The sequence below is a fragment of the Nocardia anaemiae NBRC 100462 genome (assembly GCF_001612725.1).
In the GTDB taxonomy this organism is placed as follows: domain Bacteria; phylum Actinomycetota; class Actinomycetes; order Mycobacteriales; family Mycobacteriaceae; genus Nocardia; species Nocardia anaemiae.
This window is the reverse complement of sequence record NZ_BDAZ01000001.1, coordinates 98,021-124,327: the sequence shown is the minus strand read 5'-3', so window position 1 is coordinate 124,327 and position 26,307 is coordinate 98,021. Positions and strand designations below refer to the sequence as shown.

The following is a 26,307-nucleotide window of genomic DNA, read 5'->3' as shown; positions in this document are numbered from 1 at the left end:
CCTATGACCCAGTGGGAGAAGAACCTCGCCCAGCTCGGCCTGGCGCTGCCGCCGGTCGTTGCACCGGTCGCCGCCTACATTCCGGCGATCCGCACCGGTTCGCTCGTCTACACCTCGGGCCAGCTGCCGTTCGTGGACGGGCAGCTCTCGGCGACCGGCAAGGTCGGCGCGGAGGTCTCGCTCGAACAGGCCAAGGAGGCGGCCAAGTTCTGCGCGTTGAACGCGATCGCCGCGGTGCACGATCTGGTCGGGCTCGATGCGGTGGTGCGCATTGTCAAGGTCGTCGGATTCGTCGCCTCCGCACCGGGATTCACCGATCAGCCGCAGGTCATCAATGGCGCATCGGAATTGCTCGGTGCGGTCTTCGGTGATGCGGGCGTGCACGCGCGCTCCGCGGTCGGCGTCGCCGAGCTGCCCCGCAACACCCCCGTCGAAGTCGAACTGATCGCCGAAGTGCGCTAGACAGGTTCGATGACGCTCACCCATCCCGCATACGGCCAGCTGCGGCAGGTCACGCCGACCGCGGCGGTCGTACTCGCGGACAATCCCGGCCAGATGACGCTGGAGGGCACCAATACCTGGCTGCTGCGCGGTCCGGGGCAATCGGAATACGTCGTCATCGATCCGGGACCGAAGGATAGGGCGCACAGCGAGGCGATCGCCCGCGTCACCGACGGCAATATCGCACTCACACTGATCACCCATCGGCATCATGATCACACCGGCGGTATCGATCGACTGGCGAAGCTGACCGGTACGCCGGTGCGGGCCAGGACCGCCGAATTCCTCCGCGATTCCGATGCGCCGCTGGTCGACGGCGAGGTGATCGAGGCCGCCGGACTGCGGATCACCGTCCTGGACACCCCTGGCCATACCAAGGATTCGGTGAGTTTCGTCCTCGACGATGCCGTGTTGACCGGTGACACCATCCTCGGCTTCGGCACCACAGTGCTCGATTCCACCGACGGCGCTCTCGCCGATTACCTGGCATCGCTTGACAAGCTGGTCGAGGTGGGTTCGGGCCGCACCCTACTGCCCGCGCACGGTCCGGATCATCCCGATCTGGAACCGATCGCACGGTATTACATCGCGCATCGGCAGGAGCGCCTCGATCAGGTGCGCGAGGCGTTACGCCTACTCGGGCCGAACGCGGGCGCGATGTCGGTGGTGCGCAAGGTCTACGCCGATGTCGACAAGCGGCTCTGGCCTGCCGCGCGCAGTTCGGTGCAGGCGCAGTTGGAGTACCTGCGCGGCGAGAACACCGAAGCACGCTGAGTTCATTCGAGCTGAACTCAGCGTGCTTTCGGGTTCGGATGCCACGGCGTCCACCTGCCGCAGCGCGTCTTGTCGGCGGCCGGTTTCTCCGGTCGCCGATGGGGTTCGAGCGTCAGCGTGCGCGGCGGGCCAGGCGCTCGGAGTCGGAGATCAACACACTCTTGCCCTCCAGCCGCAGCCAGCCGCGGTGCGCGAAGTCGGCCAGAGCCTTGTTCACGGTTTCGCGGGAGGCGCCGACCAGCTGCGCGATCTCTTCCTGGGTGAGGTCGTGGGTGACCCGCAGCGCACCGGCCTCCTGGGTACCGAACCGCTGCGCGAGCTGCAGCAACGCCTTGGCGACCCGGCCGGGGACGTCGGTGAAGATCAGGTCGGCCAGGTTGTTGTTGGTGCGGCGCAGGCGGCGGGCCAACACACGCAGCAGTTGCTCGGCGATCTCGGGCCGCTGGTCGATCCAGGACTTGAGTGCGTCACGGTCCATGGTGACCGCACGGACCTCGGTCACGGTGGTAGCGGTCGAGGTGCGTGGACCCGGGTCGAAGATCGACAGCTCGCCGAACATATCCGACGGACCCATGATGGTCAGCAGGTTTTCCCTGCCGTCCGGGGAACGGCGTCCGATCTTCACCTTTCCGGAGGTGATGATGTACAACCGATCGCCGGGTTCGCCCTCGTTGAAGATGACATGGCCGCGCGGAAAATCCACTGGCTGCAGTTGTTTGGCGAGGGCCGCCACCGCGGTGGGCTCTACGCCTTGGAAGATGCCTGCTCTGGCGAGGGCCTCGTCCACGAATGTGCTCCTTATGGGAAATGGCTCTGTCCTGGACCGAAGCGAATCGGCCAACAGCGCAGTCTACGCGGCATTACGGCAGTGTAGTGACAGACACCACGTAACGAGTGGATTGCGCGGCGTGCCAGGTACCGGTCGGTAGGGGATTCAGCTGGCGCGTGCGACGTCCAGCTCTTCGCCACGGGAACGGCGCTTGCGCATCCGTGCCACCGCGGCGGGCAGTCCGAGCTTCGTCAGCTCCTTCACTTCGGCGTTGCTTGCCTTGTCCAGGTACTGCTGAACCTCTTCGTCGGGTTCGAGAAGTTTGCGGAGCCGATTCTCGACCCGCTCCATGCCCAGTGCAAACAGCATCAGCACCACTGGGAAGAGCACCACAGCGAGTCCTTGCATGACGAGCAGTAAACACGGTCTAGGTCTCAGATGGAACACGGCAAGAGATCTAGGAGGGCACCGTTGTGGACTGGTTCCGTATGGTGGACGCGTGCGTGTCTCCCCCTCCACTGCTGCCGTGAGCGGGCCTGCGCCTGCCGTCGAGGCGACCGATGCGCAACTCGCCGCGGTCCCCGCGCCGAAGCGCAAATCCCGAGCGCGACAAGCGGAAACCCAGCTCGGCCGTACCCGAAGGGCCCGCCGGATGAACCGCGCTCTCGCGGTAGCCTTTCCGGACGCGCACTGTGAGCTCGACTTCACAACTCCGCTCGAATTGGCTGTCGCGACAATACTTTCCGCGCAGTGCACAGACGAGCGGGTGAATCTGACCACACCCGCGGTCTTCGCCAGGTATCCCGACGCCCGCGCCTACGCCGAGGCAAACCGCGCGGAGCTGGAGGAATACATCCGGCCCACCGGGTTCTTCCGTAACAAGACCAGTTCGCTGATCGGGCTCGGGCAGGCACTGGTCGAACGCTTCGATGGTGAATTGCCTCACACCCTCGACGAACTGGTGCAGTTGCCCGGCATCGGCCGCAAGACCGCCAACGTCATCCTCGGCAACGCCTTCGGGATACCCGGCATCACGGTCGACACCCATTTCGGTCGGCTGGTGCGCCGCTGGGGGTGGACCACCGAGGAAGATCCGGTGAAGGTCGAACACGCCATCGGCGAGCTGATCGAACGCAAGGAATGGACGATGCTGTCCCATCGCGTGATCTTCCACGGGCGTCGGGTCTGTCATTCCCGCAAGCCCGCATGCGGTGTCTGCCTGCTGGCCAAGGACTGTCCATCGTTCGGGGTCGGGCCGACCGATCCGGAGATCGCGGCGAAGCTGGTGAAGGGTCCGGAGGCGGAGCATCTGCTCGAGCTGGTGGGCCGGTGAGACGAATACCTGTCGCGGCGCGCTTGGCGCTGGCAGGGTTGATCACCGTGGTGGCCTTGGCGGTCGCGTTGTGGCCCCGCGAAAACGATGACACCGCGACCAGCGGCGACCATTCGGCAAATTCCCTGGCGAGCGCGTCGGTCGAGGCGCGCACCGCCGCCGGACTCGCGAATTGTCCGGCGCCCGCGGCGGATGCTGTGGGGCACGGGCCGCTTGCCGGACTCGGCCTGACCTGCCTATCCGACGGAAAATCGGTCGACCTGGCGGCCGCGCTCGCGGGTAAACCGGCATTGCTGAACCTGTGGGCGTACTGGTGCGGACCGTGCGCCAAGGAGTTGCCGGATGTGCAGGAGTACGCGCGACGGGCCGGAAACGCGATTACCGTGCTGACCGTGCACAGCGATCCGGATGAGGCGAGGGCGCTCGCGCTGCTGACCGATTTGAAGGTGACGTTGCCCGGCGTCCTCGACCCGCGCACCAAGGTGCGTACCGCGGTCGGTGCGCCCGCGGTGCTGCCGGTAACGGTGCTGTTGCGCGCGGATGGTTCGGTCGCCGAGGTGGTGGTGCGCGCCTTCAACGGCGTCGACGATATCGCCGATACGGTCGCGAATAATTTGGGAGTTGCGGCATGACCGAGATCCCCATGCCGGACAGCATCCCGAAGTGGCTGCGCCGAGCGGCGGACCCGAATACCGATTCCACCGACACATTGTCCCTGGCGCGTGCTGTCCGCCGGGCCATGACGGTCAGCACCACACCGCGGCAGGCGGCCGTGCTCGTGCTGTTCAGCGGTTCGCCCGAAGCCGATCCCGAGACGCCGGGCGGGCTGCCCGCCAATGCCGATGTGCTGCTGACCCAGCGCGCGTCCACCATGCGCCAGCACCGCGGTCAGGTCGCCTTTCCCGGCGGTGCCGTCGATCCCGGCGACACCGGACCCATCGATACCGCCCTGCGCGAGGCCTGTGAGGAGACCGGGCTGGCACGCGAGGGCGTCGAGCCCTTCGCCGTACTGCCGAAGCTGTTCGTGCCACCGTCGCGATTCGATGTGACCCCGGTGCTCGCCTACTGGCACACCCCGAGGGCGGTCAGCGTGGTCAACCACACCGAGACCGAACGCGTCGTGCGGGTGCCCCTCGCCGATCTGCTGGACCCGGCGAATCGCTTCATGGTGCGCGGCAGCCTCGGCTATCAGAGTCCGGCATTCCAGGTGGACGGAATGCTGGTGTGGGGACTGACCGGCGGCATTCTGGCGGGCATCTGCAAATCCGCTGGGTGGGAACGGGACTGGGACCACAGCGATGTCCGCGATCTAGAGTCCGCGCTGGCGGCCGTAGGGATGACGTTATGAGTTCATCGGCTTGGCTCGATATCGCGGTGGTGCTGCTCGCGCTGCTTGCCGCCTCCTCCGGTTGGCGCCAGGGCGCGGTGGCTTCCGCGCTGGCCTTCCTCGGCGTCGTACTCGGCGCGGTCGCGGGCATTCTCATCGCGCCGCACATCCTGATCCACGTCGACGAGGGCAGACCGCGGGTGCTCACCGGCGTGCTGTTGATCGTGGTGCTGGTCATCGTTGGTGAGGTCGCGGGCATGGTGCTCGGCCGGGCCGCGCGCGGCGGTATGCGACATCCGTTCACCCGCAGTGTGGACAGCGTCGTCGGCGCGGTATTGCAGGCGGTCGCGGTGCTGGTCACCGCGTGGCTGCTGGCGCTGCCGCTGGCCACCTCGTCCCAGCCCGCCATCGCCGCGGCCATCAATGGGTCGAAGGTGCTCGCCGACGTCAACGATGTCTCGCCGAATTGGCTGCGGCGGCTGCCGAACGAATTCTCCAGGCTGCTCAACACTTCCGGGTTGCCGGATGTCATCGGACCGTTCGGTCGTGCGCCGATCGCGGCGGTCGAACCGCCCGATCCTGGTCTGATCGGTAGCCCGGTCCCCGCCGCGCTGCAACAGAGCGTGCTGCGGATCCACGGCGTCGCCCCGAGTTGTCAGCGGGCGCTCGAGGGTTCCGGTTTCGTGGCTGCACCCGAGCGTGTCGTCACGAACGCCCACGTGGTTGCTGGGACGACCTCCATCAAGGTGGACTTTGGCGGCGGACAATTGGACGCCACCGTGGTGCTGTTCGATCCATCCAAAGACGTCGCGGTGCTCGCCGTTCCCGGGCTCACCGCCCCGGCTATTTCCGAGGCTCCGTCGCCCGCACGATCTGGGGACAGTGCCATCGTGCTTGGTTACCCTGGGGGAGGGTTGTATTCGGCGAGCATTGCACGGGTGCGAGAGGTCCTCGACCTGACGGGGCCGACCATCTATCGCAACGGCACAGTAGAACGAGAGGTCTATACAATCCGCGGCAAGGTGCGTGCAGGCAATTCCGGTGGACCGCTGGTGGATACCGAGGGGCGGCTGCTCGGTATCGTGTTCGGTGCTGCCGTCACCGACGACGACACCGGCTATGTACTGACCCTCTCCGAAGTCCGCTCCCAGCTCGACGCAGCCCCGGCATCGAGGACGTCGGTTGAGACAGGAGCCTGCGTGCTCAGCTGATCGGGCAGGTACGGCGTCTCGGCCGCCTGATGATAAGTGGGTTCAACTGGTTGTGCCAGCTCGCTCAGCCGGTGGGTTCGGATGGTAGGCCGACATACGCGATTCACTGCTACTGTGTACGAAGCAGGGCGCCGGGGGACCCTGCGGTAGTGAATCCTAAAGGCTGCCACCAACTTACGGTGCAGTGCTGGTCCTCCGGGGGTATCACTGGAGGAATGAATCATGTTGAGTAAGCTTCGGCGAACTTGGGTGGCGGCGGCCGCAGCAGTCACCATGTCGATCGGTCTGGGGGCGCTTGCCATCGGAACTGCGGCAGCGGACGACCCATACGCGGACCGACTCTGCGTCTATTACCACGGCCGGACCTCGGAAGGTCTTTCACTCGAGTGCTTCTACGGAGGCCGTACGTCGATGAACTTTCCGGAACGTCTGCCCGCTTACTACATCGAAACCGTGAAACACAAAGGTTGGTTTGAAACCGAGCAGTCGGGTCGCCACGATTTCGGTGAAGGCCAAAGCTTCAACCTCAATGACGAGATCGTGACGAGGATTTACTTCGACTACTGACCGCCTCCGCTCGGTTGTCGGCTGTTCCATCGATCCGACTCCGCGGTGCTTCGTGACGAGGGTTCGTAGTTGATGCTTGGCCCGGTGCGGTATCAGCACCGGGCCAATGCCGATCCAGACAGAGAGCCGGAATCGGGAGCCTGTTCGCTTAATATCACCGATCGAGCTGTTGCCGCTCGTTTACGTGAGCAGTTTGGCCAACTCTGTCGTGACGGCGTCCGGGTTCTCTTGGTGCGCAAAGTGACCCGCGCCCGGAATCACGACCTGGCGCCGCTGTGGTGACAACCGGCGGCCGCGCTGGAAGGTCGCGGGCAGGATGTAGCTGTCGAGTTCACCGCGCATGGCGAGCACCGGAATATGGATCGGCACCCGCATGGTGGCCATGAACCGCCGACCGTCCGGTCGCCATTGACTGCGGAAGGCCCAGCGCTGATATTCCAGCGCACAGTGCGCCGCACCCGGAATCTGGATGGCCGAGCGCATCCGATCGGCCGTCTCGATGAATTCCCCGGTGCCCGACCAGGTTCGGCTCACGCGCTGCCGCAGCAGCCGCTCGACCTCGAAACCGTTGCCGGTGGTCAGCAGGTGTTCGCCGTAGCGCGGCAGCTGATAGCGCAGGAAATTCGGCAGCCAGGTGCGCCGCTGCCGCCGATCCCGCAGCACCGCGCTCTTGAGGGCGGCCGGATGCGGGGAGCTCACCAGTGCGATCGAGCGCACCAGCCGTGGATGCAGCACCGCGGTCGTCCAACACACCAGTCCGCCGTCGGCATGTCCGACGAGTGTGGCCTCGGAATAACCCATCGCTCGAATGAGTCCGGCGATATCACCGGCGAGCGTCCAACCGTCATAGCCGCGCGGCGGTTTATCGCTGTCGCCGTAGCCGCGCAGATCCACCGCGACCGCGCGGTAGCCGAGTTCGGCGAGTCCGGTCAGTTGATGCCGCCAGGACCACCAGAGGTCGGCGAATCCGTGTAGCAGGACGACCAGAGGTGCGTCCGTGCGCTCCGGCGCGGCCTCGACGACATGGAAGCGGATGCCGTTCGCGTGCACGTCCCGATGCGTCCACGGACCGTCGTAGCGGACGCTGGACGGATCGGGAAATGAGTTCGACGACACGCCGACCGAGCCTAGTAGGGGTCCGGCTCACCGCCTAGTCGACGCTGCCGCGCCGCCCGGCCGCTACTTCGACGGCTGCTCGAGCGTCGGCTCCGCGAGCGCGAGGTGCTCCTCGTGCGAGCCGAATCCGCTCGGCAGCACCGTGCGCGCCTGCTTGAGCGAATCGATCGTCTTCTCCGGCGCCCGCAGCTTCTTGACCCGCAGATAGCCGAGCAGGGCGAGTACCGCCGTCGCGACGATCATCAGCAGGAACACGATAAGGAACGCCGCCCAGCGCGCCAGCCAGACATCGAGCAGCTCGCCGAGGAAGAAGAAAAAGAAGAAGGTGCTGAACAGCAGCACGGTCAGCGCGAGGATGAAGTAGACGCTGCCCTGCAGCCCCTTCTTGATCTCCCCGGTCACCTCCGCCTTGGCCAACTCGACCTCGGCGCGCACCAGCGTCGACATCTGCTCGGTGGCATCGCGGACCAGTGTGCCGAAGCTCCTCGACCCGACCGGGTTGGCGTCCGAGAGGGGAATCGAGGTGACAGTGCGGCCGCGACGCGACTCATCCCCGTTACCGCCGTTTGCGAAACTCACTTGGTCGACCCTTCTCCCTGTCCCGGCACTGCTTCCGCCTCGGTCTCTCGTTCTATCGCACGCGCGTCCCGCCGCGCCTGGTGGACACGCCCACGCCGCAACAGTAGCGCCGAACCCGCGAGCGACGCCGCCATTGACGTCACCAATACCGCGGCTTTGGCCAATTCGACGGCCGAGCCGTCACCGACGTGCGTCAGCGCGAGTTCTGCCACCAGAAGGCTAACGGTGAAGCCGATCGCGCCGAGCACCGAGAGGGCGAACATGTCTCGGTAGCCGAGGTGGGCCGGACGCTCGGCAATGCCTAATCGGATTGCCACCCAGCTGATTCCGAAGATGCCGAGGGTCTTGCCGAGCAGTAATCCGAGAATTATCGCCAGTGCCAGCCGGTCGCTGAACAGCTGCTGGAAAACCTTGCCGTCCAACCGAACTCCGGAGGCGAACAAGGCGAACAGCGGCACGCAGAGTCCGGCCGAGATCGGCTGGATCATATGCTCGAGCCGCGTTGCGGGGGCTTCGGTCTCACCAGGGTCCTTGCGCACCCTGGTGAGCAGGCCTAGCGCGACACCGGCCAGGGTCGGATGGATGCCCGCCTCGTGCAGCGCGTACCAGGAGACCAGCGCGAGCGGCACATACAGCAGCGGTGTCGAGATCCGCTTGTGCTGGGCCAGCGCCCACCCCGCGAAACAGGCCGCCGCGGCCAGCAGCCACAGCGCCGACAGCGTCGTGGTGAACAGCACCGCGATCAGGATGATGGCGAGCAGATCGTCGACCACCGCGAGGCTCAGTAGGAAGACTCTGGCGCTGGCCGGGATCCGGGAGCCGGTCATGGCCAGCACGGCCAGTGCGAACGCGATATCGGTCGCCACCGGAATCGCCCAGCCCCGGTCCATGCCGTCGACGCCGAATCCGACCGCGAACGCGATCAGCGCCGGGGTGACCACGCCGCCGACCGCAGCGATGATCGGCAGCGCGGCCCGCTTGGGGTCGGCGAGCTCGCCGACCACTAGTTCGCGTTTGAGCTCCAGTCCGGCGACGAAGAAGAAGACGGTCAGCAGACCGTCCTTGGTCCAGTCCGCGACGGTCAGATCCAGATGCAGTGCCTTGATCGGCAAGGTGTACTCGGTGACGGTGAAGTAGCTCGCCCCGCACGGCGAGTTCACCCACAGCAACGCGACAGCAGCCGCGATCAGAAGTATTGCGCCACCAACCGTTTCGGTGCGCAGGTAGCGCGTCAGCTCCGAGCGCACTTGGGTGATCACGGGAAACCTTCCGCCGGGGTGGACTGGACCGCGGACGCGCAATCCCACCGATCCGGCTTTCAGGTACACGACCGCATGCCGACCAGGCTTCCCGGCACACCTTACGCAATTCTAACGGGTACGGCCGGTGACGAATTCCGTCACCGGCCGTACGCGATATGCCGATTCAGGCGCGACTGGCCCGAATCGCCTCGAAAACATTCGGATCGACCAGCGTCGAGGTATCGCCCAATTCGCGGCCCTCCGCGACGTCGCGCAGCAGTCGCCGCATGATCTTGCCGCTGCGGGTCTTGGGCAGTTCGGGCACCACGTGGATCTCGCGCGGCCGGGCGATCGGGCTGATCTCCCGCGACACCTCCGCCTTCAGTTCGTCGATCAGCGCGTCGCCGGTGTCCTTGGCCTCGGCGGTCAGGATCACGAAGGCGACGATGCCCTGTCCGGTGGTCGCATCGGTGGCGCCGACCACGGCGGCCTCGGCCACCCCGGAGTGCCCGACCAGCGCGGATTCGACTTCGGCGGTGGAGATGCGGTGCCCCGACACATTCATCACATCGTCGACCCGGCCGAGCACCCACAGGTCGCCGTCGGCATCGAGCTTGGCGCCGTCACCGGCGAAGTACCAGCCCTGTTCGGCATAGCGTTCCCAATAGGTGGCCCGGTAGCGGTCCATATCGCCCCAGATGCCGCGCAGCATCGACGGCCACGGCTGATCGAGCACCAGATAGCCGTTGGCCTCGGTCTCGCCGAGCTCGACCGCCTTGCCCTCCTCGTCGACGACCTTCGCCGAAATACCGGGCAGCGGTGTCATCGCCGCGCCGGGCTTGGCGGCGGTGACGCCGGGCAGCGGGGAAATCATGATCGACCCGGTCTCGGTCTGCCACCAGGTGTCCACGATGGGCGCGGTGTTCGCGCCGATCACCTCGCGGTACCAGCGCCAGGCCTCCGGGTTGATCGGTTCGCCGACGCTGCCGAGCACCCGAATGCTGGACAGATCGTGGGCGGCCGGAATCTCCCTGCCCCATTTCATGAATGTACGCACCAGCGTCGGTGCCGTGTAATAGATTGTGACACCGTACTTTTCGATGATATTCCAATGCCGGTGCTCATCCGGGAAGTTCGGCGTTCCCTCGTAGACGACCTGGGTGGTTCGGTTCGACAGCGGTCCGTAGACGATGTAGGTGTGCCCGGTGACCCAGCCGATATCGGCGGTGCACCAGTAGATGTCGCTTCCGGCCCTGTGGTCGAAGACATTGTGGTGGGTGTAGGACGCCTGGGTGAGGTATCCGCCGCTGGTGTGCAGGATGCCCTTGGGCTTACCGGTGGTGCCGGAGGTGTAGAGGATGAACAGCCGATGTTCGGCGTCGAACGCCTGCGCCTCGTGTTCGGGGGAGGCTTGCGCGACGGTCTCGTGCCACCACAGATCGCGACCCTCGGTCCACGGCACCTCGATATCGGTGCGGCGCACCACCAACACGTGTTCGACGCTGTGTCCACTTTCGCCCGAGCGGGGGCCCTCCGTGGTTACGCCAGCTGCCTCCTCCGGGCCCTGACCGCTCGGGCGGGGCGGCACATCGCCGTTGGCGTAGAGCGCGTCGTCAACGGCCTCCTTGAGGGGTGCCGCCTTACCTCGTCGCCACTGCCCGTCGGTGGTGATGATCAACCGTGCGCTCGCGTCATCGACGCGCTGGCGTAATGCGGTGGGGGAGAAGCCCGCGAAGACCACCGAATGCGTCAGTCCCAGTCGGGCGCAGGCGAGCATCGACACGATGGCCTCGGGAACCATCGGCATATAGATGGCGACCCGATCGCCCGCTTCGAGCCCGAGTTCGGTCAAATAGTTTGCGGCGCGGGAAACTTCGGCGAGGAGTTCGGCGTAGGTGATGTCGCGGGAGTCGCCGGGTTCGCCCTCCCAATGGATGGCGACCTGATCGCCGTGCCCGTCGAGCACATGGCGGTCCACGCAGTTGTAGGCGACATTGAGCTTGCCGTCGACGAACCACTTCGCGACGGGCGCGTCACTCCAGTCGAGCACCTGTGTCCACGGCTGCTCCCAGTGCAGCCGCTCGGCCTGCTCGGCCCAGAACGCGTCGCGATCCGCCGCGGCCCGCTGGTACAACGACGCGTCGGCATTCGCCGCCGCGGCGAATTCCGCGGTCGGCGGGTACGAGTCCCGGTGGTCGGTGGTTTCGGTCATCTCGTCTCTTCCTCACGTGGCCCCGTGTGCTGGCAGTCGCAGTCGATTTCGACAGTAACCAACTGTGATCCAGCCCGCGCCTGCTGTGTCCAATGGGTTTCCATCGCGTCAGCGCGGCGGGTATCCTGCGCGATCCGCTGACAAACCGGGCCTTCGGTAGCTATCGTCATAGACCAACCAGCTCCGGATACCGGAAGCCCCAACGGAGGCATAGTTCCGGCGGATGCCTGTTTTCTCATTAATGTTTAGCGCGTTACGACGATGTTGCCGGATTGGTAACAAGTGGAACGAACCTCTGTCAATCCGGTGACAAGGCTGCTTCGAATAGCTAACGTCCCAGGCATTCCAAGGCGGATCGAGTCCGGGCAGATACCCATGCGTCGTCTCCGATCCCCTTTGCCTGTCTCGAAATCGGGAGAACGCGTTGAGATTCAACAGAGCTACAGCGTTGATCGCGGCAGTCCTGCTGGCCACAAGCCTGGGACTGTCCGCATGTTCGTCGAGCGATAGTGCCGACGCCGACATCGTCACCACGAACGGTGGTGAGCCGCAGAATCCGTTGGTGCCGACCAACACCAACGAGAATATGGGCGGTCGCGTCGTGGACCGGTTGTTCGCCGGTCTGAAGTACTACGACGGCAAGGGCGTTGCGCACGACGAGATGGCCGAGTCCATCAAGACGACCGACCGCAAGACCTACACGATCACCATCAAGCCGGACTGGAAGTTCACCGACGGCACCACGGTGACCGCGAAGTCGTTCGTCGACGCCTGGAACTACGGCGCGCTCGGCACCAATGGTCAGTTGCAGAGCTACGTGTTCACTCCGATCGTCGGATTCGATGAGGTGTCGGCCGAAAAGCCCACGGCACAAACGATGTCGGGGCTGAAGGTGGTCGACGACCGAACCTTCACCGTCGAGCTGAAGTCGCCATCGATCGACTTCGAGACCGAACTCGGCTACGCGCCGTTCTATCCGCTGCCCGATGCGGCGTTCAAGGATATGAAGGCCTTCGGCGAGAACCCGATCGGCAACGGCCCGTACAAGTTCCAGACCTGGGAGCACAACGTCAAGATCGACCTGGTGCCCAACCCGGACTACAAGGGCGGACGCGCGCCCAAGAACAAGGGTCTGCGGTTCGTCATGTACCAGTCGTTCGATACCGCCTACTCCGATCTGCAGGCGGGCAATCTCGATACCCTCGACACGATTCCGGACAGCGCGCTGACGTCGTACAAGAAGGACCTCGGCGATCGCGCGATCCTGGACCCCTCCGCGCAGAACCAGCACATCGGCGTCCAAGCCAATGTTCCGCATTTCGGCGGCGAGGAAGGACTGCTGCGCCGCCGGGCGATCTCGATGGCGATCAACCGGCAGCAGATCTGCGACACCATCTTCAACGGCACCAAGATTCCGGCGCGCGACTTCACTTCGAGCACCCTGCCCGGATTCAACGGCAACCTGCCCGGCTCGGAGGTGTTGAAGTACAACCCCGAAGAGGCCAAGAAGATTTGGGCGCAGGCCGATGCCATTTCGCCGTGGTCGGGTCGTTACGAGATCGCCTACAACTCCGACGGCGGCCACCAGGCGTGGATCGAGGCCGTGGCCAACAGCATCAAGAACACCCTCGGTATCGATGCCGTCGGCGCACCGTATCCGACGTTCAAGAACATCCGAGATCTGGTGAACCAGAAGACGATCGGCAAGGCGTTCCGCTACGGCTGGCAGGGCGACTACCCGACCATGCTGCAGTTCCTCACCTCGCAGTACTACAGCTACTCCGAGACCAATAACGTCGACTACAAGAGCCCCGAATTCGACCACCTGCTCGACGCCGCACAGGCCGCGCCGACGCTGGACGAGTCGTACAAGATCGTGGCGCAGGCACAGGCGTTGCTGATCAAGGATATGGCCGATATCCCGGTGCTCGATTACCTTGCCGCGGCGGGACGTTCGGACAAGGTGAAGCACGCCGACCTGGCCTGGAACGGTCTGTTCGACTTCGAAAACATCGAGAAGTAGCCGCCCGGCGCGGCCGTGCCGGTTCCGACGGGCACGGCCGCACCGCTCACCCAGGAGACGAAATGGCCTGGTATGTCGTGCGGCGTCTGCTCCAAATGATCCCCGTCTTCCTCGGGGCGACGCTGCTCATCTATGCACTGGTCTTCTTAGTTCCGGGCGATCCGATCCACGCGCTGGCCGGGGACAAGCCGATGACGCCTGCCGTCGAGGCCCAGCTGCGTGCGCGCTATCACCTGGATCGTCCGTTCATCGTGCAGTATCTGCTGTATCTGAAGGGCATTTTCACCCTCGACTTCGGGACGGCCTTTTCCGGCCGCCCGGTCCGCGACGAACTCGCCCGCGCATTCCCGATCACCATCAAATTGGCATTCATGGCCGTGCTCATCGAGGGCATCTTCGGTGTCGTCTTCGGTCTGATCGCCGGACTGCGCAAAGGCAAACTGTTCGACTCGACACTGCTGGTGGTCAGCCTGATCATCATCGCGGTGCCGATCTTCGTGATCGGGTTCCTCGCCCAGTTCGTACTGGGTGTGAAGTGGGGTATCGCCCCGGTGACCGTCACCGGTAAGGCGAGTGTCGGTGAATTGCTCGTGCCCGCATTCGTACTCGGTTCACTGTCGTTCGCCTACGTGCTGCGGCTGACCCGAAACTCGGTGGCGGAGAACATGTCCGCCGATTACGTGCGCACCGCGACCGCGAAGGGGCTCAGTCGCCCACGCGTGGTCACCGTGCACATTCTGCGTAATTCGATGATTCCGGTGATCACCTTCCTCGGCGCCGATCTCGGTGCATTGATCGGCGGCGCGGTCGTCACCGAGGGCATCTTCAATATTCCGGGTGTAGGTGGCACGTTGTACCAGGCCATTACCCGCGGTGAGCCGCCGACGGTGGTCTCGTTCGTGACCGTGCTCATCGTGATCTTCCTGATCTCGAATCTGATCATCGATCTGCTCTATGCCGCGCTCGACCCGAGGATCCGATATGCCTGAGCTGGAGAAGAAAGCTCGGGACCGGCAACGACATTTCGTCGCGCCGCCCGATGAAGTCGAGGTGCTCGCCACCGATCAGGTCGTCGATACCGGTTCGCCGACCAGCATCTGGCAGGACGCGTGGCGGCAATTGCGTCGCAATCCGATCTTCATCGTGGCCGCGGTGATGATCGTGTTCATCGCCATCGTGGTGCTGTGGCCCGGCCTGTTCTCCGATCAGGATCCGCGTTACTGCAACGGCGATTTCAGCATGGATCCGCGCGGGCCCGGACACCCCTTCGGTTTCGATAAACAGGGCTGCGATGTCTACACCCGAACGGTTTACGGTGCACGCGCCTCCGTAATGGCCGGGTTGGGCGCCACCACGGTATTCCTGCTCGTCGGCGGTACGCTCGGGGCCCTCGCGGGCTTCTACGGCGGGCTGCTCGATTCGGTGGTGTCGCGCATCGCGGAGATCTTCTACGCGATTCCGCTGATGCTGGCCGCGATCGTCATCATGCAGCTGCTCGATTCACGCACGATCTGGACCGTCATCCTGATTCTTGCCGCCTTCACCTGGCCCCAGGCGGCACGTATCGCGCGCAGTGCGGTCATCGAGGCGAAGAACAGTGAATATGTCACGGCGGCAAAGGCATTGGGGGTATCCCGAATACGCACGCTGCTGCGTCATGTGCTGCCGAATGCGGCCGGACCGCTGATCGTGGTCACCACCATCTGGCTCGGCGCATTCATCGTCACCGAGGCGACACTGTCCTACCTCGGTGTCGGCCTGCCACGGACGATCGTGTCCTGGGGCTCGGATATCAATACCAACCAGCACGAACTTCGCGGCGGCTCGCCGATTTTGTTCTATCCCGCAACGGCTTTGGCGCTGACCGTGCTGAGCTTCATCCTGCTCGGCGACGCGCTGCGGGACGCGCTCGATCCGAAGTCGAGGAAGAGGTGACCGCGGCGATGTCCGATGAACCATTGCTCGAGATCGAGGATCTCAACGTCTGCTTCTCCGCCGAGGGCAAGAAGGTTCCGGCGGTGCGCGATGTCAGCCTGACGGTGTATCCGGGACAGACCGTCGCCATCGTCGGCGAATCCGGATCCGGGAAGTCCACAACCGCGCACAGCGTTATCGACCTGCTGCCCGGCACCGGGCAGGTCACCTCGGGCTCGATCAGATTCGACGGCAAGGATCTGGCGAAGGCGTCGAAGAAGGAGGTCGTCGCGGTCCGCGGCAGCGGTATCGGATTGGTGCCGCAGGATCCGATGTCGAATCTGAATCCGGTGTGGAAGATCGGATTCCAGATCCGAGAGACGTTGGAGGCCAATGGTATTGCCAAAGGCAAGGCAGCCGAACAGCGCGCTGTCGAACTGCTCGAGGAAGCCGGTATGTCCGATGCGGCGCGCCGGGTGAACCAGTATCCGCACGAATTCTCCGGCGGTATGCGTCAGCGCGCGCTCATCGCCATCGGGTTGGCCTGCCGCCCCAAACTGCTGATCGCCGACGAGCCGACCTCGGCCCTCGACGTGACGGTGCAGCGGCAGATCCTCGACCACCTCGACGAACTCACCAGCGAACTCGGTACCGCGGTTCTGCTCATCACCCACGACCTCGGCTTGGCCGCCGAACGTGCGGAGCACTTGGTGGTGATGTATCGCGGCAGGGTGGTGGAATCCGGTCCGGCACTGCAGATTCTGCGCGAACCGCAGCATCTGTACACCAAGAAGCTGGTGAATTCGGCTCCCTCGCTCGCCTCGCAGCGGTTGTCCTCGGTGCGGGAGCGGATAGCGGTGCGCGAGCAGGCGGTACAGGTCGCCGAGGAGGTCGCGGCGGGCGATAGCGACATCGCCGCGCTCTCCGATGACGTGGTGGTCGCGCAGAATCTGACCAAGGCGTTCAAGATTCGGGGTAGTACACCGTGGAAGTCCACGGATTTCGTCGCGGTCGACGATGTGTCGTTCCGGTTGAAGCGCGGCACGACCACCGCCATCGTCGGCGAGTCCGGCTCGGGGAAATCCACTGTGGCACAGATGGTTCTGGGCCTGCTCGAACCGACCTCGGGCTCGGTGACCTTCGACGGCCGCGAAGTGGCGAAGCTGGATCGCAAGGGCGCGTTCGCTTTTCGCCGTCGGGTGCAACCCATTTTCCAGGACCCTTACGGTTCGCTCGATCCGATGTACTCGATCTACCGCACCATCGAAGAACCGCTGCGCACGCATAAGATCGGCACCGCCAAGGAACGTGAGGCGACAGTGCGCGACCTGTTGGACAAGGTATCGCTGCCGTCTTCGGTAATGCGCCGCTACCCCAACGAACTCTCCGGCGGCCAACGTCAGCGCGTCGCGGTGGCCCGTGCGCTAGCGCTCTCCCCGGAGGTCGTGGTGTGCGACGAAGCGGTTTCCGCGCTCGACGTCCTGGTCCAGGCGCAAATCCTCAAGCTGCTCAACGACTTACAAGCCGAGCTGGGTCTGTCCTATCTGTTCATTACCCATGACTTGGCCGTCGTCCGGCAGATCGCCGACGACGTCCTGGTCATGCAGACCGGCAGGATCGTCGAAGCGGCCACCACCGACGAGGTCTTCCAGCACCCCAGGGAGGAGTACACCCGCCGCCTGCTCGACGCCATTCCCGGACGGGACCTGCTGGCGGGCTGACCAGGGGGTAGTGGATCGGTCGCGGTGCGGGCGCGGCAAAATCAGCACAGTGACCGATCCGCTACAGCCCCTCGTCGATCTGCCAGGTGTGCGCGAAGCCGCCGATAAGGCGCGTGACGCGCTCGCCGCCGTGCATCGGCACAAGGCGAACCGGCGGGGCTGGCCGACCACGGCCGCCGAGGCGGCGGTGCGGGCCGCGCGCTCATCCGCCGCGATCGAGGGCGGCAGCACCGAGCTGCCCGCCGACGGCCGGGTCGCGGATCCGATCCTGGCCGGTTCGCTGCGGGTTGGGCAGGCACTCGACGGTGAAGCGCTGCGGAATCTGATCGGCACCTGGCAGCGTGCGCCGCTGCAGGCGCTGGCCCGGCTGCACCTGCTGGCCGCCGCCGACCTGGTGACCGACGAGGCGCTACTCGGGCGGCCGCGCTCTGACGGCGGCGTGGCCGAACGGCTCGACCTGCTGGCGCAGACCGTGCTCGGATCCAAGGCGCCGGCCCCGGTCATCGCCGCGGTCGTGCACGGCGAGCTACTGACATTGCGGCCGTTCGGTACGGCCGACGGCATCGTGGCGCGGGCCGCCTCGCGACTCGTTGCCGCGTCCAGTGGGCTGGACCCGCACAGCCTCGGCGTGCCGGAGGTGTTCTGGTTGCGGCGGCGTCAGCAGTATCTGGATGCGGCGACCGGATTCGGCTCGAGTGCTCCGGATGCGGTGGGCGGCTGGGTGATCCTGTGCTGCGGCGCCTTCGAAGACGGTGCGCGGGAGGCGACATCGATCGCCGACGCGGCATCCGGATAGGGACCCACACACATCAAAGCGGGCGGCGTTGTCGTTGACGACCTCACCGCCCGCTAGCACGGATACCCGGTTACCAAGCGTGCTAGGTGGGTTGTGTTCTGCGGCCTCGGCGATTATCCGAACTCCGCCGGTTCATCCCCGCAACCTGTGCGAGGCCTTCGCCGTCGAAAACCCGGATCTCGCAGGCCCACAACGCTTCTGCCCTTGTCGCGGCGCGCTCCGCGTGGGTGCCTGGTGCCCGTGCTGGGAAGGGTGGGTCGGGGAGCTGAGCCTTCTCTTCCGGCTCCGCTCTGGCCTTCCGTCCTTCCGTAGTTACAGTTCTACACTGTGACTGCCCTCACATCAAGGCTTCGGAAAACATTCAATAAGCGGTGTGTCTACCGGCGTTTCGTGGTTGAATCCCTGGTCGCGGCGGCCTCTGTGGTAGGTCGGCAAGCCGTCCGCCGCGCCCCTGAACAGCCCTCCGATGCGGGCCGAACCGGGCAGCTACGCCTCAGCGGCGTCGGCGCAGCAGCCGGTAGCTGATCGCCCCGGCCAGCACCGCACTCAGCCCCACCGCCGCCGTCGCGGCAAGGGTGGTCGACGACGGACTCTGGAAACGCGCCCACAGCGAGACCGGGTTGGAGAAGGTGAGGATCGGCCATCCCTTGGCCACCGCTTCGCGACGCAGATTGCGATCCGGATTCACCGCGGTCGGATGCCCCACCGCGGTCAGCATCGGTAGATCGGTCACCGAATCGGAGTAGGCATAACACCGCGTGAGATCGTAACCCTCAGCGGCGGCGAGCTTTTCGATCGCGGTCACCTTACCGGCACCGTAACAGTAGAACTCGACCTCGCCGGTGTAGCGGCCGTCCTCGACCACCATCCGGGTCGCCGCGGTATGCGAGGCGCCGAGCACCTCGGCGATCGGCCCGACGATCTCCTCGCCCGAGGCCGAGACGATCACCACATCGTGTCCCCGGATCTTGTGGTCGGCAATGAGATCCGCGGCCTCGGCGTAGATCAGCGGGTCGACGAGTTCGTGAAGTGTCTCGGCCACAATCGATTTCACCTGTTCGACGTCCCAGCCCGCGACCATATTCGTCAGATTGGCGCGCATGCGCTCCATCTGATCGTGGTCGGCGCCCGACAGCATGAACAGGAAGTGGGCGTAACTGCTCTCCAGCACCGCGCGCCGGTTCAGCAGGCCCTGTGCGTAGAAGGGCTTACTGAACACATAGGTGCTCGATTTCGCGATCACCGTCTTGTCGAGATCGAAGAAGGCGGCCACGCGCTCGCCCCCGGCGCCCGGTCGCTTCGTTGCCGTCACGTCCCGTGCCGTCTGGTTCGCGAGCTCTGTCTGGTCGCCATCGGCCGTCACTCGTTCAGAATATGCATGCCGAGGCGACGGTGTCCGACGGGTCGCACGTCCGGTTCGTTCGGCGGGTTTGCCCCGCAGACGCCGGGCCGGTGGTGGCCATAAAGTTCTCCGACGACAGACTTGCGTTGTGGCCCGGGCTTGGGTGTAGTATTGCTGGCACCTGGACATAGTCCAGGCGCGTTCAGCCCGACCCCCCGGGGCTGAACCCGACGGCCCCAGCCTCCTCCCCCCCCGGCTGGGGCCGTCCTCTATTTCGGGGGAGGTTCTCCCGGATTCGGCCCTCCGGATTTATCCACACCCCCCGAGTTATCCACATTCGGCATATTGCGTCTTCTGCCCGGCTTTGTCTTCGAGCAGGCTGACCTGCATGAATCTCGAAGCCGCTCCGGCACTCACGCCGCCACCCGCGCTCGTGCTCATCCAGGACACCCGGCTGCTCGACGAGGTACGCCGGGTCGCGGCGGCTGCCGAGCGCGAGCTCGACGAGCGTGCGCTAGCTGTCGGTCGGCACACGTGGGTTGCGGCGCCTCTGGTGGTCCTCGACACAGTGGCGGCCGAGAGCTGTGCGCGGGCCGGTTATCTCCGGCGAATCGGCATCGTGTTGGTGACGGATGGGGAACCCGGACTGGCCGATTGGCAGGCGGCCGCGGCAGTCGGTGCCGAGTGCGTCATCGCGCTGCCGGGTGCCGCGGTCGGGCTTATCGAGAAGTTTGCTGAGCACGGCGAGTACCGCGTGGGCGACGGTGTCGTCGTCGCGATCGCGGGTGCGAACGGCGGTGCGGGCGCCTCCACATTGGCCGCGGCGACCGGACTGCGATCCGCCGCCGAGCGGTTCCGTCGCGACACCGTGCTCGTCGACGGCGCACCCCTCGGCGGTGGCCTCGACCTGCTGCTCGGCATCGAAACAGGGGCCGGACTCCGCTGGCCGGATCTGGTGATCGAGGACGGTCGGGTCTCCGCCGCCGCACTGCACAGTGCACTACCCGCGGCCGCGCCGGGACTGGCGGTACTGTCCTGCGGCCGCGGCGGCGCCGGACGCTTGCCCGCCGAGATCGGTCCCGCCGCCATCCGCGCCGTCATCGAAGCGGGCCGTGCCGCAGGCGATTTGGTGATATGCGACATCTCGGGCGAACGCGGCCCGCATGCCGACCAAATACTCGACGCTGCCGACCTCGTCGTCCTGGTCGTCCCCGCCCGCCTGCGCGCAGTAGCCGCCGCCGAATCGGTCGCCGCCCACATCGGTCGACGAAATCCCAACCAGGGCTTGGTAGTCCGTGGCCCGGCCCCCGGCGGGCTCCGCGGTCCGGAAGTCGCCGAGGTCCTCGACCTTCCGCTACTAGCCGCCGTGCGAGCTCAACCCGGACTGGCCGCCCGCCTGGAACGCGGCGGGCTCACTCTGCGCCGCGGGCCGCTGCGCGATGCCGCGGATGCCGTACTCGGGGTGCTCAGCGCACCGGCTGGGCAGGGGCTGCGATGAGTGCGGTCACGTCCGAGTCGTTGCGCCGCGGATGCGGGACTCTGGTGTGTGGCGCTAGGGCGCGTGGGCGGGTGAAGTACGAGCTGCTGCAGCAGTTGTTGGATCGGTTCAGCGCTGCGGGCATGGAAATGCGGCGCGCGGTGCCGGGGCGCGTGGGGCCGGTGAAATACATGCTGCTGCAGCGGTATCGGAGCGCCGCGCATGCAGTTCCGACGGTGTTCGCTCTTGGGCGGTCTGCGCTGTCAGGTGCGGTGCTCGGCATAGGGCGGTCTGCGCTCTCGGGTGAAGTGTTCGGCGATGGGCGATCTGTGATTCCGAGTCTGTGGGCGATGTGCCGGATGTCGGGGGAGACCATTGCCGACGGTTCGGTGGGGAGGGGTTCGCGGTGAGTGCGTTGGTTACGTCGGAGTTGTTGGACCGGGTGCGGGAGCGGCTGTCCGGGGCGTCGGGGGATGCGGATCCGGCGCAGGTCGCGGCGGCTATCCGGGCCGAGGCCGGTGGCGTGCTCGGTGATACCGATCTGCTGCGAGCATTGCGGTTGTTGCAGACCGAGATGACCGGGGCGGGGTTGTTGGAGCCGCTCCTGCAGGATCCGCGGGTCGCCGATGTCCTGGTGACCGCGCCGGATGCGGTGTGGATCGATCGGGGCCATGGGCTGGAACGAACCTCGGTCGTCTTTCCTGATGAGGCGGCGGTGCGTCGGCTGGCACAGCGGTTGGCGCTGTCGGCCGGGCGGCGCCTCGACGATGCGCAGCCGTGGGTGGATGGCAGATTGTCCGGCAGGGAAGCGGCACTGGGGGATTCGTTCGGAGTCCGGCTGCACGCCGTCTTGGCCCCGGTGGCGCACGGCGGCACCTGTCTATCGCTGCGCGTGCTGCGTCCGGCAACACAGGGACTGGACGCGCTCGCCGCGGCGGGTGCGGTACCCGCCGAAGCGAAACTCCTACTGGAGCAGATCATTCGGGCCAGACTCGCCTTCCTGGTGGTCGGCGGAACCGGCGCGGGCAAGACGACGCTGCTGTCCGGCCTACTGGCCAAGGTCGCCGCCGACGAACGCATCATCTGCGTCGAAGACGCCGCCGAACTGGCGCCACCGCACCCGCACGTCGTGCGCCTGGTCGCGCGCACCGCGAATGTCGAGGGCGTCGGCGCGGTGACCGTCCGCGACCTGGTCCGGCAGGCCCTGCGCATGCGTCCCGACCGAATCGTCGTCGGCGAGGTCCGCGGTGCCGAGGTAGTCGACCTGCTGACCGCCCTCAACACCGGCCACGACGGCGGCGCGGGCACGGTCCACGCGAACTCACCCCGTGAGGTGCCCGCCCGCCTGGAAGCCCTTGCCGCACTGGGCGGTATGGACCGAGCCGCCCTCCACAGCCAACTCGCCGCCGCCGTCCAAGTCGTCCTGCACGTCCACCGCCGAGCCGACGGCTCCCGCGGCCTCCGCGAAATCGGCATCGTAGAGCGCGACCGCCAAGGCCGCGTCACCATAACCGCCGCCTGGCACGCCGACCGAGCCCCCACCCCAGCCTCCTCCGCCCTCACCCGTCTCCTCTCCGAACGACTCGACCGATGAATGCGGCGATGGCGCGCTGGGCGCGTTCAGCGTGGAGGGCTTCGTTGTCGAGCATGCGCTCAGCTTCAACCGCACTGACGCCGTGCCTGTTTCGCGGGCGGCTCGACCGATGATGACGGCGGCGATGCACTCGGGAATTGCTAGTCGGATGGCGCGGTCGCGAGGGCTGGCCAGCGAACGGCTGGGTCGATGATCGCGGGACTGGTGTGTCTGGCGATCGGGGTTTTACTGGTGCCGCCGCCGAGTTCGCGGCGCCGGTTCGTCAGACTGTTCACGGCGTCAGGCGATGCTCGAAAGCTTTGGCGGGGCAGTGCGTTTGGAGTGGCGTTCGGGGTTGTCATCGTGGGGGCATCGGCCGTTGGTGTCGGGCCGTTGGTTGCGGCGGTGTTGGTCGGGGGAACCGTCGGTTTTCGGGTGCGGCGGGCGAGGTGGGAGCGGCGGCGCAGTGCGGAGTGCGCCTATCTGTTGGACGCGCTCGGGGCCGTAATCGGGGAGTTGCGGGTAGGTGCGCATCCGAGTGCGGCGGCGGAGGTTGCCGCGCAGGAGTCGCGCGGGGAGGCCGCACGTGCCTTCGCGGTGAGCGCGGCGCGCAGCAGGCTCGGCGGCTCCGGCGCGGATGGGTTGCGCGATCCCGATTCCATCGTCGCCGCCGAACTCGCCAGGATTGCCGACGCTTGGCAGGTCGCCGAGCATCACGGTCTCGCCCTTGCGGAGCTACTCGCGGCCGCTCGCATGGACCTATTGGGGCGCATTCGCTTCCGCACGCGCACCACTGCCGCACTGGCCGGTGCGCGCGCCACTGCGGCGGTCCTGGCGGGCCTGCCGGTCTTGGGTATCGGCCTCGGCCAATTGATGGGTGCCGCGCCACTGCACGTACTGCTGAGCCCGGGCGCCGGGACAGTGCTGCTGCCACTCGGCGCAGCACTGGCGTGCATCGGCTTGCTGTGGACCGACGCGATCACGCGAAAGGTATTCGCGTGAAAAAAATCTCCTGGACGCACCCATGTGAAGGAGTTGCGAATGACTGAAATCACCAGTGCTCCAGTGCTTTTGCTCGCGATGGCATTGGTCGTGTCGCCTGGACGAGTTGCGGTGAATCGGCGATTGCGGGCACTACGAGTGGTTGGCCCGCAGCCGGTCGCCTCGGCATCTTCGCGCGGTGCCAACAGCGATCCGCTGGCCGTAGCCTCGGTATTCGACCTGGTGGCCGCCTGCCTGCGAGCTGGGCTGCCGATGGCATCCGCAGCCCGTGCGGTGGCACCCAGCGCGCCGCCAGCTCTCGGCGCGGCGTTGGGCAAGGCAGCCGAGCTGCTGGCACTCGGTGCGGACGCGGCAACCGCTTGGGACCAGGTGGCCCGCGACGGCGCAGACCAACCGGGGGCCGAGGAGGTCGAGTCGCTGGCACGTATGGCCAGGCGCTCCGCCCGCTCCGGCGCCTCACTCGCCACCGCCGTCGGCGAACTGGCCGAACAGCACCGGAGTGGAGTAGAAGACGCGGCCGCCGCCCGCGCCGAACGTGCCGGAGTCCTGATAGGCGGCCCCCTGGGCCTCTGCTTCCTCCCGGCCTTCGTCTGCCTCGGCATCGTCCCCGTAGTAATAGGCCTCGCCAGCCGCGTCCTCGGAGATGGACTGCTATGAGAACAGCACGGCAGGGAAGTACCGCACCGCGAGCCACGGGTACGCGCACGATCGAGCGAGGCACTGCCCGCCCGGACCGCGCGGCTACTACGGACGCCGCAGCGCCATGCGCCACCGATTCGGAGATAACTGAGCGAGGCGCAACTCTGCCGCCTCGTGGCCTCTGTCTTGGTCGGCCTCGTCACCCGCCTCTTCTGCCGACTTCTGTGAGGTGGGCTGCTGCGAGCACGCCGCAGCGCGGAACCGCCGAGCCGGAATTCGCGGTGCGAAACAGCACCGATCCGAGGCCACCTCCGCAAGACATTGTCGACCTGGTGGTGCCTGGGCGAACCGGTGTTGAGCTGCGAACGATCCCGCCGCGCAGTAGTGCTGCGCTCCGGAGGGTCGGGCCGTGTGGCGCGGAGCTGGGCAGTGCGTGGCGGGGAAAAGCGTGTCGGCGCGGAGTGGCCGCGCGGGCGGGAATGAGAGGGGAAGACGGTGCGAATGGGAATGATGCGGGACCGGGTGATGCGGCGCTTGGGCACGCACCGACGGATTGGCGCCCTGCTCGAAGGTCAGCGGTGCCGCGTCCGAGACGTTGGTGCGGAAGTGCGGGCTCGGGTGCTGCGGGTGTTGGTCGCGGACGACGGAATGAGTACCGGCGAAGTCGCGGCACAGGCCGTGTCCCCCGCAGGTCGTGTCGCTTTAGCGCAGCGAAGCTCTGGATACGCTGGTTTCGTCGCAGATCGGCACCATGTTCCTTTTCGTAGCCAAGATCGCCCACATATATGATTAAGATCACACGCGAGTGAGTTGCGACACTGTCCGCCGCTGTTGCCAGCGGCAGCATTCGGGCTGACCCAGCATTGACTGCGAGAAACACCTTCGCAGAGCGCTGACCGAACTGGCCAAGACCTGGTGCACCGTGCACCATCGAAAACGTGATCCGGGTTGGAGCGGACACGATCAGCGCCACCGCCATCCACCACCATTTGAACCGCAACTGTCCTCGACATGGAAGCTCAGGGATGCCGTTGAGCTCCAGCTGCCGCGCATGCCTGATCTCACGGGAGGCAGGAGATGCAGGCAAGAGATCTAGGCCGCCGCGATACGACGGAAGTGCATCATGTGCTTCTGCAAATCGATCCGGAGGTCGTCGCCGCCCTCGATCCGGTAGTGCGCCGTCGTGAATTCATGCTTGAATCCGGCGCGCTTGGCGGCGGTCTGGCTGGGCACATTCTTGACAGCGATGCCTAGCCAGAGCTGTGTGTTCCGCAGCATGCGGTGGTTCCCCACTGCGGTGAGCATAGCTGGCCCATATCCCTGACCGCGGTGCGACGGAGCCACATTCAGCTCGAATGTCCCGGACGGAAGATCGTCGGCATCCCCGGGCATCTGGCCCTCAGTGATGTCGCTGTAGTGGTCATGGCACGGCCACACCTTCCCCGCGATCCACCCGATCGGCGCATCTGTGTGAGGATCTCGGACTACCCACGCGTGTGTACTGATCAGCTCAACCATCTCGCCCCTGCGGTCTTTGCGCTTCAGCGATTTGGCCTGATGAGCCTGAGACCGTTCGTCATCGACTCGATAGCCGTGTGGAACCCAGAGCTCATCGACGGTGGCCTCGTCATGCCTGAACCACGAGTTGACGATTGGCGCATCGCCAGCGGTCATATCGTCGAGTGAGATTCCAGAAATCACGAGCGCCATTATGTCGTCAACGACCGATAAACCCTGCACACTATCGCCAACGCAGGTTCTACGAGTAAGGACCCGTCTCCAACTGGTCTGTATTCCCTTCTGCTCGCCTGGTTGAGCGGGGCTAATTTCTCGTGCGGAGTAGGTCGTCCAGCCTCCGCTGGCCTCGGCCCATACCCAGGTCATGTGCGTGGCGGAGAAGCTGAGTGCGTCGGCGACGGCGGGTGCCGGGGATGACGCCGGATTGATACCGGTTGACCTGATTCTGTGAATCGCGAGCGTTGTTGCGTCTCTGATGATTTCATGTGTGGCTGTGCGTGATGGGCCTGCCCCGCCCAGAACAAAGCAAGATGGCGTAGCTGATTACGCCGAAGCACTGAGGGAGGACACTGGACGAGCTGCGCCCAGTTTCATGCTCCGTAGTCGGGGGTCGAGACCCTGCGGAGGCTCGCGGAATATGAACCTGTGCGGTCATGCGTGTGTCAGGTTGGG

The 26,307-nt window shown here is 65.8% G+C and carries 25 protein-coding genes; 17 read left to right on the top strand and 8 right to left on the bottom strand.

The genetic code is table 11. The features are described 5' to 3' along the window. Window positions 1-3: 3 nt before the first annotated feature. Together NA5_RS00560 and NA5_RS00555 are read left to right on the top strand one after the other, a co-directional pair. Window positions 4-462, top strand: coding sequence for a RidA family protein (locus tag NA5_RS00560; RefSeq protein WP_062980683.1), 459 nt, complete (start codon window positions 4-6; stop codon window positions 460-462). A gap of 9 nt (window positions 463-471) precedes the next feature. Next, window positions 472-1,275, top strand: coding sequence for an MBL fold metallo-hydrolase (locus tag NA5_RS00555; RefSeq protein WP_062980681.1), 804 nt, complete (start codon window positions 472-474; stop codon window positions 1,273-1,275). A gap of 112 nt (window positions 1,276-1,387) precedes the next feature. Here NA5_RS00555 and NA5_RS00550 read toward each other — a convergent pair whose 3' ends face one another. Both NA5_RS00550 and NA5_RS00545 read right to left on the bottom strand, forming a co-directional pair. Then, on the bottom strand, window positions 1,388-2,062 hold the full coding sequence (locus NA5_RS00550; RefSeq protein ID WP_011206875.1) for a Crp/Fnr family transcriptional regulator: 675 nt from the start codon (window positions 2,060-2,062) through the stop codon (window positions 1,388-1,390). A 147-nt stretch (window positions 2,063-2,209) separates the two neighbouring features. Further along, entirely contained in the window at window positions 2,210-2,452 is a 243-nt protein-coding gene (locus NA5_RS00545; protein WP_062980679.1) for a hypothetical protein, read from the bottom strand. Between the two features lie 91 nt (window positions 2,453-2,543). On the opposite strand from NA5_RS00545, the gene nth reads away from it, so the two are divergent. From nth to NA5_RS00520, 5 genes are all read left to right on the top strand, one after another. Next, complete coding sequence (gene nth / locus NA5_RS00540; protein WP_084483777.1) at window positions 2,544-3,377, top strand: endonuclease III; 834 nt, start codon at window positions 2,544-2,546, stop codon at window positions 3,375-3,377. After that, on the top strand, window positions 3,374-4,009 hold the full coding sequence (locus NA5_RS00535) for a TlpA family protein disulfide reductase (protein ID WP_062980676.1): 636 nt from the start codon (window positions 3,374-3,376) through the stop codon (window positions 4,007-4,009). The genes nth and NA5_RS00535 overlap by 4 nt, the downstream gene beginning before the upstream one ends. Beyond that, the gene (locus tag NA5_RS00530) at window positions 4,006-4,725 is read left to right on the top strand and encodes an NUDIX hydrolase (RefSeq protein ID WP_245672017.1); all 720 of its coding nucleotides are present in this window, start codon (window positions 4,006-4,008) and stop codon (window positions 4,723-4,725) included. Before NA5_RS00535 ends, NA5_RS00530 begins: the two co-directional genes overlap by 4 nt. After that, window positions 4,722-5,915 (top strand): MarP family serine protease, encoded by a 1,194-nt coding sequence (locus NA5_RS00525; protein WP_062980674.1) that lies wholly within the window; start codon window positions 4,722-4,724, stop codon window positions 5,913-5,915. The genes NA5_RS00530 and NA5_RS00525 overlap by 4 nt, the downstream gene beginning before the upstream one ends. Before the next feature lie 222 nt (window positions 5,916-6,137). Beyond that, window positions 6,138-6,482, top strand: coding sequence for a hypothetical protein (locus tag NA5_RS00520; protein WP_157110165.1), 345 nt, complete (start codon window positions 6,138-6,140; stop codon window positions 6,480-6,482). Window positions 6,483-6,662: 180 nt separating this feature from the next. Here NA5_RS00520 and NA5_RS00515 read toward each other — a convergent pair whose 3' ends face one another. From NA5_RS00515 to NA5_RS00500, 4 genes are all read right to left on the bottom strand, one after another. Beyond that, on the bottom strand, window positions 6,663-7,598 hold the full coding sequence (locus NA5_RS00515; protein WP_062980670.1) for an alpha/beta fold hydrolase: 936 nt from the start codon (window positions 7,596-7,598) through the stop codon (window positions 6,663-6,665). Window positions 7,599-7,661: 63 nt separating this feature from the next. Further along, window positions 7,662-8,177: a phage holin family protein gene (locus tag NA5_RS00510; protein ID WP_062980668.1), complete on the bottom strand. Its 516-nt coding sequence runs from the start codon at window positions 8,175-8,177 to the stop codon at window positions 7,662-7,664. After that, entirely contained in the window at window positions 8,174-9,433 is a 1,260-nt protein-coding gene (gene nhaA, locus NA5_RS00505) for a Na+/H+ antiporter NhaA (RefSeq protein WP_062981228.1), read from the bottom strand. The genes NA5_RS00510 and nhaA overlap by 4 nt, the downstream gene beginning before the upstream one ends. Before the next feature lie 169 nt (window positions 9,434-9,602). Then, window positions 9,603-11,630 (bottom strand): acetate--CoA ligase, encoded by a 2,028-nt coding sequence (locus NA5_RS00500; RefSeq protein WP_062980666.1) that lies wholly within the window; start codon window positions 11,628-11,630, stop codon window positions 9,603-9,605. 424 nt (window positions 11,631-12,054) lie between these two features. On the opposite strand from NA5_RS00500, the gene NA5_RS00495 reads away from it, so the two are divergent. The 5 genes from NA5_RS00495 to NA5_RS00475 all read left to right on the top strand — a co-directional run bounded on the left by NA5_RS00495 (window position 12,055) and on the right by NA5_RS00475 (window position 18,084). Beyond that, a complete protein-coding gene (locus NA5_RS00495) occupies window positions 12,055-13,653 on the top strand; it encodes a peptide ABC transporter substrate-binding protein (protein WP_245672016.1) in 1,599 nt (532 codons plus the stop codon). Between the two features lie 62 nt (window positions 13,654-13,715). After that, a complete protein-coding gene (locus tag NA5_RS00490; protein WP_062980661.1) occupies window positions 13,716-14,642 on the top strand; it encodes an ABC transporter permease in 927 nt (308 codons plus the stop codon). Then, a complete protein-coding gene (locus tag NA5_RS00485) occupies window positions 14,635-15,588 on the top strand; it encodes an ABC transporter permease (RefSeq protein ID WP_062981226.1) in 954 nt (317 codons plus the stop codon). The genes NA5_RS00490 and NA5_RS00485 overlap by 8 nt, the downstream gene beginning before the upstream one ends. 8 nt (window positions 15,589-15,596) lie before the next feature. Beyond that, window positions 15,597-17,288 (top strand): dipeptide ABC transporter ATP-binding protein, encoded by a 1,692-nt coding sequence (locus NA5_RS00480; protein WP_062981224.1) that lies wholly within the window; start codon window positions 15,597-15,599, stop codon window positions 17,286-17,288. Window positions 17,289-17,337: 49 nt separating this feature from the next. Next, window positions 17,338-18,084 (top strand): Fic family protein, encoded by a 747-nt coding sequence (locus NA5_RS00475; protein ID WP_062980659.1) that lies wholly within the window; start codon window positions 17,338-17,340, stop codon window positions 18,082-18,084. Window positions 18,085-18,577: 493 nt separating this feature from the next. On the opposite strand, the gene NA5_RS00470 is transcribed toward NA5_RS00475, so the two are convergent. Then, the gene (locus NA5_RS00470; RefSeq protein ID WP_371856358.1) at window positions 18,578-19,447 is read right to left on the bottom strand and encodes an HAD family hydrolase; all 870 of its coding nucleotides are present in this window, start codon (window positions 19,445-19,447) and stop codon (window positions 18,578-18,580) included. A 367-nt stretch (window positions 19,448-19,814) separates the two neighbouring features. On the opposite strand from NA5_RS00470, the gene ssd reads away from it, so the two are divergent. The 5 genes from ssd (at window position 19,815) to NA5_RS00445 (ending at window position 24,135) form a co-directional block, all read left to right on the top strand. Continuing rightward, window positions 19,815-20,924: a septum site-determining protein Ssd gene (gene ssd / locus NA5_RS00465; RefSeq protein ID WP_062980657.1), complete on the top strand. Its 1,110-nt coding sequence runs from the start codon at window positions 19,815-19,817 to the stop codon at window positions 20,922-20,924. Next, window positions 20,921-21,313, top strand: a complete 393-nt coding sequence (locus NA5_RS00460; protein ID WP_062980655.1) for a hypothetical protein — start codon at window positions 20,921-20,923, stop codon at window positions 21,311-21,313. The genes ssd and NA5_RS00460 overlap by 4 nt, the downstream gene beginning before the upstream one ends. After that, window positions 21,310-22,497 carry a TadA family conjugal transfer-associated ATPase gene (locus tag NA5_RS00455; RefSeq protein ID WP_062980653.1) on the top strand — a complete coding sequence of 396 codons (1,188 nt, stop codon included), beginning with the start codon at window positions 21,310-21,312 and terminating at the stop codon, window positions 22,495-22,497. Before NA5_RS00460 ends, NA5_RS00455 begins: the two co-directional genes overlap by 4 nt. A 342-nt stretch (window positions 22,498-22,839) precedes the next feature. After that, window positions 22,840-23,478 carry a type II secretion system F family protein gene (locus NA5_RS00450; RefSeq protein ID WP_307188853.1) on the top strand — a complete coding sequence of 213 codons (639 nt, stop codon included), beginning with the start codon at window positions 22,840-22,842 and terminating at the stop codon, window positions 23,476-23,478. A gap of 39 nt (window positions 23,479-23,517) precedes the next feature. Beyond that, the gene (locus tag NA5_RS00445) at window positions 23,518-24,135 is read left to right on the top strand and encodes a type II secretion system F family protein (RefSeq protein WP_062981220.1); all 618 of its coding nucleotides are present in this window, start codon (window positions 23,518-23,520) and stop codon (window positions 24,133-24,135) included. A gap of 1,074 nt (window positions 24,136-25,209) precedes the next feature. On the opposite strand, the gene NA5_RS00440 is transcribed toward NA5_RS00445, so the two are convergent. Further along, window positions 25,210-25,791: a GNAT family N-acetyltransferase gene (locus NA5_RS00440; protein WP_169811240.1), complete on the bottom strand. Its 582-nt coding sequence runs from the start codon at window positions 25,789-25,791 to the stop codon at window positions 25,210-25,212. Window positions 25,792-26,307: the final 516 nt, after the last annotated feature.